This window comes from Endozoicomonas sp. SESOKO3 (assembly GCF_024606255.1).
This window is the reverse complement of the sequence record NZ_JAHHPR010000804.1, coordinates 1-7,520: the sequence shown is the minus strand read 5'-3', so window position 1 is coordinate 7,520 and position 7,520 is coordinate 1. Positions and strand designations below refer to the sequence as shown.

7 protein-coding genes are annotated in these 7,520 nt (G+C 47.5%); 3 read left to right on the top strand and 4 right to left on the bottom strand.

Annotated elements, in window-relative coordinates:
* Positions 1-16: 16 nt before the first annotated feature.
* The 4 genes from nudC to KDK18_RS14450 all read right to left on the bottom strand — a co-directional run bounded on the left by nudC (position 17) and on the right by KDK18_RS14450 (position 2,764).
* On the bottom strand, positions 17-793 hold the full coding sequence (gene nudC / locus KDK18_RS14465) for an NAD(+) diphosphatase (RefSeq protein ID WP_257255640.1): 777 nt from the start codon (positions 791-793) through the stop codon (positions 17-19).
* A 65-nt stretch (positions 794-858) separates the two neighbouring features.
* Entirely contained in the window at positions 859-1,545 is a 687-nt protein-coding gene (gene dnaQ / locus KDK18_RS14460; RefSeq protein WP_257255639.1) for a DNA polymerase III subunit epsilon, read from the bottom strand.
* Positions 1,542-1,994 carry a ribonuclease HI gene (rnhA, locus tag KDK18_RS14455; RefSeq protein ID WP_257255638.1) on the bottom strand — a complete coding sequence of 151 codons (453 nt, stop codon included), beginning with the start codon at positions 1,992-1,994 and terminating at the stop codon, positions 1,542-1,544. The genes dnaQ and rnhA overlap by 4 nt, the downstream gene beginning before the upstream one ends.
* Positions 1,991-2,764 carry a class I SAM-dependent methyltransferase gene (locus KDK18_RS14450; RefSeq protein ID WP_257255637.1) on the bottom strand — a complete coding sequence of 258 codons (774 nt, stop codon included), beginning with the start codon at positions 2,762-2,764 and terminating at the stop codon, positions 1,991-1,993. The genes rnhA and KDK18_RS14450 overlap by 4 nt, the downstream gene beginning before the upstream one ends.
* Before the next feature lie 233 nt (positions 2,765-2,997).
* Between KDK18_RS14450 and gloB the strand changes: the two genes are divergently transcribed.
* The 3 genes from gloB (at position 2,998) to KDK18_RS14435 (ending at position 7,407) form a co-directional block, all read left to right on the top strand.
* Entirely contained in the window at positions 2,998-3,780 is a 783-nt protein-coding gene (gene gloB, locus KDK18_RS14445; RefSeq protein WP_257255636.1) for a hydroxyacylglutathione hydrolase, read from the top strand.
* A gap of 42 nt (positions 3,781-3,822) precedes the next feature.
* On the top strand, positions 3,823-5,439 hold the full coding sequence (locus tag KDK18_RS14440) for a LysM peptidoglycan-binding domain-containing protein (RefSeq protein WP_257255635.1): 1,617 nt from the start codon (positions 3,823-3,825) through the stop codon (positions 5,437-5,439).
* Positions 5,440-5,553: 114 nt separating this feature from the next.
* Positions 5,554-7,407, top strand: coding sequence for an extracellular solute-binding protein (locus KDK18_RS14435; protein ID WP_257255634.1), 1,854 nt, complete (start codon positions 5,554-5,556; stop codon positions 7,405-7,407).
* The last annotated feature ends 113 nt before the right edge of the window (positions 7,408-7,520 follow it).

Here is a 7,520-nt window from a genome sequence, read left to right as displayed (position 1 = left end):
ATATGATTGTATAATATTATTTATCTATTAAATGCCTGGCTATTGTGAATTTAGGCGGAACGTCCGGTAGGTTATTTCTCTGGAACCATTCAGCGCTCACAAGTTCTTTCTCTTCAAGAAAAATCTCCCCTGATTTATATTCGGCGTGATAGCCCAGCATCAAGGCATGAGGAAATGGCCAACTCTGACTGAGCTGGTACTTTATTTCACCGACCTCCAGACCGACTTCTTCCCTGATCTCTCTCACTACAGCTTCCTCTGCACTCTCTCCTGGCTCTATAAAACCGGCGATAACCGTATGCATTGTCGTATTTCGCAAATGTCGTCTATGACGAACGAGCAATATTTCATCACCTTTGTGAATAAGAACAATGATGCACGGAGATATCCTTGGATAGTAAGTCATCTCACAAGCTGGGCAAGACATTGCCCAGTCCCCTTCGCCTGACATGCACGGGCTACCGCAGCGGCCACAGAATTGGTGGTCTCTCCTTGATCTCAAGATTTGAGCTGCATGGCTGTATAATGCCACCATTGATTCAGGCTGCATTGCCATATACTGTCGGGCGTCAATGGCACTGCCCTCATCTGGAATACGGTCTGTTTTTATAACCGAGACCGAATACTTGTCCAGTGTTCCGGTTCTGATCGCTTCGAGGCCATCCATCCAGGAGCGATTCTCCCAGAGGAACCCGCCATCAGGATTCATCACGATGTCATGACCAGAAAGAATCAAAAAACGATCAGACTGATCTCCTTTCTGAGTCCAGCCACTTGCAGGTTGGTATGGCATAAATGTCACAGCTCTCGTTGATGAATCAATCGTTGGCCATTGCAAACTTCATTTATCAAAAGCAATCACCAGTCTTGCTGACCTATTTTTTGCAGTTTTTCCTGATGCAGTTTTAATTCAGCATCGGTCGGTTTGATGATTTTCAAGGCAGGCCTGTCTGAAGATAAACGTCTGATAACCGTTACATCATCCTCTGTCCCCTCTCCTGCTCCACCCAAGAGCAGCGAAGTCTGGCCACCGGTCATGGCGAGATATACTTCAGCCAATATTTCAGAGTCAAGAAGCGCCCCATGGAAGGTACGGGCTGAGTTATCGATAAAATAACGTTTACACAGTGCGTCCAGGTTATTTTTCTGACCTGGGTGTTTCTTTCTTGCTATGGCAAGGGAGTCGGTAATTTTACTGTAGTCCTCTACCTGTCCGAGGCCGGGGTCCAGCCACTTGAGCTCATGGTTGAGAAAGTTAACATCAAAGGGGGCGTTATGAGCAATCAGTTCAGCATCCTTGATAAAATCCAGAAAGTCTTTGGCCACTGCTGCAAAGAGCGGTTTGTCCCGAACAAATTCGTTGGTAATACCGTGAACCTGAATAACCTCATCATCCATATGCCGCTCAGGATTGATATAGACATGATAGGTATTGCCCGTCAGCTTCCTGTCAATCATCTCCACACAACCGATTTCGACAATTCGGTGGCCCTGTGAAGGGTCGATACCGGTGGTTTCCGTATCCATTATGATCTGGCGGCTCATTGCTTCTTACCTTCAATAATCTCTTGGGCACCGCGACAGGCGAGTTCATCGGCCATTTCATTTTCCCGATGTCCTGCATGCCCTTTCACCCAGCACCATTCAATCTTATGGCGGGTATTCTGAACATCAAGCCGCTCCCATAAGTCCTTGTTTTTTACGGATTTACCTGCTGCTGTTTTCCAGCCTTTGCGTTTCCAGCCATTCAGCCATTCGGTAATACCCTTTCGTACATATTGGGAATCGGTCGTGACACGGACCGTACAGGTCCGTGTCAAGGTTTCCAGTCCCATAATAGCGGCCATCAATTCCATACGGTTATTGGTGGTTTCCTTTTCACCGCCATACAATCCTTTTTCAGCAGTGCCATAACGCAGTACCACCCCCCAACCTCCGGGGCCAGGGTTTCCTTTGCAGGCACCATCTGTAAAAAGCTCAACTAGCTTGCTCAACGATTATCTCCCACCCGGCTGGACCCTGTAATCGGCTTTCCGACCAGGGATTGCCCCACTGAGGACCAGACAGGCTTGATCGGTGTCATGCCTGGCACTTCCCGGGTAGCAACTATGATGTAAAAACTGCCAAAGGGCAGCATCCAATTGTGACAGCGTTGTTCAATCACTTCCGTCTTCAAACCCATTGCAGAGTGGTTGGAGGGGAACAGATAGGCACCATGAATCACTTTCTCAACACTGAATCCCAGCAGGGTTAACCAGTCTTTCATCCGGCTGGGACTGATGAACTGAACCCCACGGAACAACTTTCGATAACCCGGAAGTATCATCCGCTTGATATTGCAGAGACTCAAAGGGTTAAAACCCACTACAATCATCTTGCCTCCGGGTATGATGGTATGACCGGCTTCGCTGAGAAGCCGGTGCGGACGATCAGACACTTCTACCATATGATGCAGCAAGACTAGATCCAGGCTGCCCGGAGCAATCGGCCAGTGGTAAGGATCAAGCAGTAATGAAGACACTGGTTCAGTGTTCAAAGGGTGAAACCGGAAGTTCCGGCTGACTTGAGAGCCTGACAGCAGAGAAGAAGTCGGGGATACGGATAACTCGACAGCGTGATAACCAAAGATATACTTTAACTCATGTTCTATGTGACAGCCTTCTGCCTTGAGCACAAACTCTCCTGCGCCGGACTGCATCCACTCCTGCAGGGCCCGCAACTTTTGAGGCATTTCAGGTCCGGTCGATTTTTTAAACCATTGCATCAGGCTTTTTCCATGTATGCTGTAGTCAAATCAGCAAAAACCTCGAGCCAGAATATAGTCCTGCTCAATTACACATCTTATCTGGCACGGCAGGATTCGACCAGCATCGGTGTCATCCCTTATAACAATGGTAAAGAAAACAGTACAGACTTTATACGCAAAATCTGTAAAATTGATTGTCTGGCCATTCCAGACATTAGAATGTTATTGACTATCACCCGACAGAATGTCCTATGATCCACATACAAGCTATCAAGGCTTTTCAAGATAACTACATATGGCTGCTTTCTGAAAGCGGCAGTCAACAGTGCCTGGTTGTTGATCCCGGTGAAGCTGACGTGGTTGAGAAAGCAATGAAAAGTCTGAATCTGGCGTTATCGGGCATTCTGATTACCCATCATCACTGGGATCATACGAATGGTATACAATCGTTGACAAAAGACCGTAATATTCCCGTCTATGGCCCTGATAATGCTGAAATTTCCGGTATTACATACCCCCTGAATGGCACAGAGACACTGACAGTGCTCGGCACCGAATTCAACATTCTGAAAACGCCTGGTCATACGCTTGATCATATTGCCTATTTCGCCAATCCAGATCAGGACGACCCCATCCTGTTTTGTGGCGATACCCTATTTTCAGCTGGCTGTGGTCGACTGTTTGAAGGGACTGCTGAACAGATGCTGAGCTCATTGAATAAACTCCGTTCTCTGCCCAAAAACACCCGGGTATACTGTGCACATGAATACACTCTGGCTAACCTGGCTTTTGCCCGGGCCGTAGAACCCGCTAACCCCTCTATTAAGGAGTATCGCAATAAAGTCATTCAGCTTCGCGAACAGGGCAGGCCAAGCTTGCCTTCCAGCCTGGAGCTGGAATTTACCATCAATCCATTCCTGCGTATTGACCAACATAGTGTCATTACTGCAGTAAAGGAGCACGCCCCATGTACTGTCCTGTCAAACGATGCAGAGGTATTTGGAGCATTACGTCATTGGAAGGATCAGTTTTGATGACGATAAACATTGTGTTCCTTCACGATAAATAAATTTTTTATGTCTGAACCTTTGAATACAGAGCAGGCGTCCGGTCGTTATACCGGACCTCAAGTTAAACCCCTGGTTCGAGTCCTTGGCGCCGCCACACTCGTTATGACTCTTACAAGCTGTATGAGTACTTCTACAGAACAAGCGGGTACCAGTTCACCGGTCAAAGCTGAGCAAAATGTTACCAAAGGCAAAATGGCCAAGAAAGCGGTCAGAAAGCAGGTAGCCAAGCAACCAGCAACTGACCTTTGGGACAGGACCCGTCGAGGTCTCGCCATGGACCTGGATAATAATCATCCCCGGGTATTGGCAGAATTGCGCTGGTATAAGAAAAACCAGGGCTACTTTGACCGGGTTTCTGATCGCGCCAGTCCCTATTTCTTCTTCATCCTGATGGAAGCCGAGAAACGTGGCGTTCCTCTGGAACTGGCATTAATGCCCATAGTGGAAAGTGCCTTCGATCCATTTGCTTATTCCCATGCAGGTGCATCCGGCTTGTGGCAATTCATGCCAGCTACTGGAGAACATTACGGACTAAAGCAGAACTGGTGGTATGACGGTCGTCGTGATGTGGTTGAAGCTACCCGCGCAGCACTCGACTATATGGTCAGTCTCAACAATATGTTTGATGATTGGGAATTAGCGCTGGCTGCTTTCAATTCAGGGCCCGGACGGGTTATGAATGCGGTCAACAAGAACAAGAGACAGGGTAAATCGACTCGCTTCTGGCATCTTGACCTGCCAAGTGAAACCACCGCCTACGTCCCTAAGCTGATCGCCTTGGGCAAGATCGTTCGTAATCCGGCAAAATACGGTATCAAGCTGAAGCCTATTCCGAACAAACCACATTTTGCCAAGGTTAAAACCGGTGGTCAGCTTGACATGGCCAAGGCAGCCAAGTTGTCAGGTATTAGTCTGAATGAGTTATATCGATTGAATCCCGGGCTTAATCGCTGGTCTACCCCACCTTCTGGTCCTCACTATCTACTGATTCCTATTGCAAGGGCCGAATCCTTCCAAACTGAACTGGCTCGATTGCCTACGGAGAAACGTATGCAATGGCGCCGTTATTCCGTGAAGTCGGGTGATAGCCTCAGCAAGATTGCCAATACCTTCAATACCAAGTCCAAATTCATCAAGGAAGTTAACAAGATGGATACAGACTTGATCAGGGTTGGGCAGAGCCTGTTGATTCCTGTCCCCGCCAGAGAGAAGGAAAAGTATGCCCTGACAGCATCACAGCGTCGCATCGCCAAACAAAACACCCAGCGCACCGGTCGGCAAAGATTGAATTACTCCGTTAAATCAGGAGACAGCTTCTGGAGCATAGCTAAAAAGTACAACACTGGCGTTCAGGAACTGGCTCGCTGGAATGGCATGTCACCCAGAGATAATCTCAGAATCGGACAGAAACTGGTGGTATGGAGCAAAACCAATGCTGCCCGGAACGGTGTTGTTCGCAAGGTCAATTACAAGGTTCGCAGTGGTGACTCCCTGTCCCGTATCGCTGACAAGTTCAATGTAGCGGTAGCTCAGATCAAAACCTGGAACACCTTTGACAGCAAATACCTGCAGCCCGGCCAACGATTGACTCTCTACGTTGATGTGGCGCGCGCTTACGAATAATCAGCCAAGATGCCCAGACCCGATTTTTCACGGGTCTGACATCCTTCCCTATAAAGCGCTCCCTTGAATTGTCGATGTCAAGTTCATTCGGTTTAATATTACCGGGGAGCATCATTGAAACCACTGACGCTATTTTTACTGCTCTATTTACAAGGAATGCTGGCAATTGCCAAAAGTGAGCAGTGGCAACACCATCTGTCCATCATGGACGAACCGCTCTATAAAAAAGATTTTAAGCACTTCCAATACGTCAACCCTGAAGCCCCCAAAGGTGGCCATTTGCGATTAGCAGCCCTGGGAACCTTTAATACTCTGAATCCATATAGTGCAAGTGGAATAGCCCCCACACAGGCAAACAATACTTACCGCTTCGGCTTTCTGGAGTTAAACGAGCCCTTGATGGTGGGCACTGGCCCTTATGCCCCCTCCATGGAACATAAAAGTACGGCTTATGGTCTGATAGCTGAAGCGGTGGCCTACGATCCGGAAAAACAAAAGCTCTCATTCAAGCTGAGAAAAAATGCCCGTTTCCATGACCAGCACCCGATTACCACCGAAGATGTTGAGTTTTCCTACAAGATACTGCTGGAACAGGGACACCCAAACTTCAAACTCGCACTGGAGCAGGTTGAACGCATCCAAATTGAAGATCGGTACATCATCCACTTCTTTCTGAAACCCTCTTCCTCTAAAGCACTCCCACTTAAACTCAGTGAGCTGCCTGTGTTACCAAAACATTACTGGCAGAATCGTGATTTTTCAAAAACCACACTCATACCACCTTTACTCAGTGGTCCATACAAGATTGCCAGGGTCAGACCGGGTGCAACCATCGTCTACGAGCGAGTCCCGGACTATTGGGGAGCCGAGCTAGCTGTTAACAGAGGCCTTTATAATTTTGACAAAGTCACTCTGAATTTTTACCGTGACCGTCATGTCAGCTTCCAGGCTTTTAAAAAAGGCGAGATTGATGTCCACTACGAAGGTGAGGCGAAAAACTGGGAAACAGGTTATGACTTTCCAGCCATGCAACAGGGCAAGGTTATCAAGCTGAATATTCCGGACAAAATGCACTATGGCAGAAGGTTCTTTGTTTTTAATCTCAAATCCCCACTGTTTCAGGATCGAAGAGTCAGGCAGGCTATCAGCCTGTTGTTCGACTGGGAATGGTCTTCAACAAAGCTCTTCTATAACGCCTATATCCGAACCACCCATTTCTTTAGTGCCCATGAGAATAATACTTCTGCCCTTCCCACACAGAACGAACAGGAACTGTTTAAACCTTTTCGATCGATATTGCCACCGGAGCTCTGTTCCAGGCCATTCGAGCTCTCAAAAACAAGCGGGGATGGAAATATCACAGCTCAACGAAGACAAGTCCTTAAACTCCTGAAAGAGGCCGGCTGGCATTACCATCAGGGGCAATTATTAAACGCTCGAAATGAACCCTTCCACTTTACATTTCTTCACTACTCAAAACTGGCTGACCGTTTCATACTCCCTTTTGCCGCCAACCTTGCCAGTGTAGGAATCAAAATGGATTTTCGGGCTACAGACCTGAGCCAATACCAGCGAAGACTGAGAGAAAGGGATTTTGATATGGTTCAAACAACCCTGATGGTACCTTATCTCCCCGGCGAACACCTCAAAGGATTATTTCATTCAGAATCTGCAGATATTAAAGGCAGCCAGAACCTTGCCGGAATTCATAACCCGGCCATTGATGCCTTGATTGATCATGCGCTCTCAGCCCATAGTAAAAAGGATCTTTATACCGCGATGCAGGCTTTGAATCGTCTTTTGCTCTGGGAGCATTACTTCATTCCTAACTGGCAGGGTCGTTTTATAAGAATCGCATACTGGCAGCACCTGCAAACTCCTGAAACTTTCCCACCCTTTGGTATTCGTCTTACGTCATGGTGGATGAAACCCAAATCTTCAGCTGGCTCAAAACAGAGAACAGAATGACTATTAAACCATGGGCACATACTCTTATTGCTCTGATTCTTGCCTGCTTTTACGCTTCTGCTCAGGCCGGTATTCAGCAACCTTATCACAACAGTCATGCTATTAACCTGATC

What these genes read in the sequence shown, in the direction of transcription:
- gloB (WP_257255636.1), top strand. Translation starts at nt 2,998, where the DNA reads ATGATCCACATACAAGCTATCAAGGCTTTTCAAGATAACTACATATGG.
- nudC (WP_257255640.1), bottom strand. Translation starts at nt 793, where the DNA reads ATGCCATACCAACCTGCAAGTGGCTGGACTCAGAAAGGAGATCAGTCT.
- dnaQ (WP_257255639.1), bottom strand. Translation starts at nt 1,545, where the DNA reads ATGAGCCGCCAGATCATAATGGATACGGAAACCACCGGTATCGACCCT.
- KDK18_RS14450 (WP_257255637.1), bottom strand. Translation starts at nt 2,764, where the DNA reads ATGCAATGGTTTAAAAAATCGACCGGACCTGAAATGCCTCAAAAGTTG.
- KDK18_RS14440 (WP_257255635.1), top strand. Translation starts at nt 3,823, where the DNA reads ATGTCTGAACCTTTGAATACAGAGCAGGCGTCCGGTCGTTATACCGGA.